This window comes from Curtobacterium sp. B8 (genome assembly GCF_000333315.1).
Classification (GTDB): domain Bacteria; phylum Actinomycetota; class Actinomycetes; order Actinomycetales; family Microbacteriaceae; genus Curtobacterium; species Curtobacterium luteum.
Genome location: NZ_BACW01000399.1, coordinates 1 through 1,829 on the forward strand (window position 1 = coordinate 1; position 1,829 = coordinate 1,829).

The following is a 1,829-nucleotide window of genomic DNA, read 5'->3' on the forward strand; positions in this document are numbered from 1 at the left end:
CGGCCTGGAGGCCCCGCCCGCGTGACCGAAGTCGGGTCGCGCACCCTGCCTCCCGGCCGACCGCGTCGCACCGCGTTGCGCACACCGCGCGCGGACGCGTGCGTGGGAGACTGACCGCATGCCCACCGAAGCCCGCACCGCAGCAGCCTTCCGCGTCGCCGACCTCTCCCTGGCCGAGGCCGGACGCCACCAGATCCGCCTCGCCGAGAACGAGATGCCGGGCCTGATGTCCCTCCGCGAGGAGTTCGGCCCCTCGCAGCCGCTCGCCGGAGCCCGCATCGCCGGGTCACTGCACATGACCGTGCAGACGGCGGTGCTCATCGAGACCCTCGTCGCCCTCGGCGCGCAGGTGCGCTGGGCGAGCTGCAACATCTTCTCGACCCAGGACGAGGCGGCTGCCGCCGTCGTCGTCGGGCCCACCGGCTCCGCCGCGGAACCCGCCGGCGTGCCGGTGTTCGCGTGGAAGGGCGAGACGCTCGAGGAGTACTGGTGGTGCACGAACCGCATCTTCGACTGGAGCGCCGAGGCGTCGGCGGCCGGTGCGGACTGGCTCGGTCCGAACCTCATCCTCGACGACGGTGGTGACGCCACGATGCTCGTCCACACCGGAGCGGACGCCGAGGCTGCCGGTCGTGCGCCGGAGCCGGCCGCGGACGCGAGCGCCGAGTGGCGGATCGTCCTCGACACCGTCGCGGCGTCGCTGCGGGACTCGGGGGACCGCTGGACCCGGATCGCCGCCGACGTCGAGGGCGTCACGGAGGAGACCACGACCGGCGTGCACCGCCTGTACGAGCTGTTCCGCGACGGCACGCTGCGGTTCCCCGCGATCAACGTCAACGACTCCGTGACGAAGTCGAAGTTCGACAACAAGTACGGCATCCGCCACTCGCTGCCGGACGGCCTGAACCGCGCGACGGACGTGCTCATCGGCGGCAAGGTGGCGTTCGTCGTCGGGTACGGCGACGTCGGCAAGGGCGCGGCCGAGGCCCTCCGGGGTCAGGGCGCCCGGGTGATCGTGTCCGAGGTCGACCCGATCTGCGCGCTGCAGGCGGCGATGGACGGGTACCAGGTCGCCCGGCTGGCCGACGTCGCGGGCGAGGTGGACGTCGTCGTCACGTGCACCGGCAACCTCGGGGTCGTCGGGGTGGACGACATGCTTGCCCTGAAGCACCTCGCGATCGTGGCGAACGTGGGCCACTTCGACAACGAGATCGACATGGCCGGCCTCGAGTCCCTGCCCGGGGCGGAGAAGGTCGAGATCAAGCCGCAGGTGCACGAGTGGCGCCTGCCGAACGGTCGATCGGTCCTCGTGCTGAGCGAAGGCCGCCTGATGAACCTCGGCAACGCCACCGGGCACCCGTCCTTCGTGATGAGCAACTCGTTCACGAACCAGGTCCTCGCGCAGATCGAGCTGCACACCCGGCGGTCGGAGTACCCGACGGGGGTGTACGTGCTGCCGAAGCACCTCGACGAGAAGGTGGCGCGGCTGCACCTCGACGCGCTCGGGGTGCAGCTGACGACGCTGCGCCCGGAGCAGGCGGCGTACATCGGTGTGCCGGTGGAGGGGCCGTACAAGCCCGACCACTACCGGTACTGAGCGGCTGGGCGGGCCGGGCGGGGCCGCTCGGGCGCACTGCCGCTCGGGCGGGGTCGCGCTCGCCGTCGCCCTCGGGCGGTCGCGACTCCCCGTGTGCTCGGCGTCGGGTGGTCGCGGAGCGTCGGTCGTCCGCGTCCTGAGCGACCGGTCGCGACCGACGGTCGGAGGTGAGCGGGGAGTCGTGACCGCCCGCCGCGCCCGGCATCAGCGCGGGAAGCCCGGCGGTCGCGCG

At 72.7% G+C, this 1,829-nt stretch carries 1 protein-coding gene; it reads left to right on the plus strand.

The annotated features are described in order from the left end of the window. The first annotated feature begins 118 nt into the window (after nucleotides 1-118). A complete protein-coding gene (gene ahcY, locus I59_RS10270; protein WP_022903794.1) occupies nucleotides 119-1,597 on the plus strand; it encodes an adenosylhomocysteinase in 1,479 nt (492 codons plus the stop codon). Nucleotides 1,598-1,829: the final 232 nt, after the last annotated feature.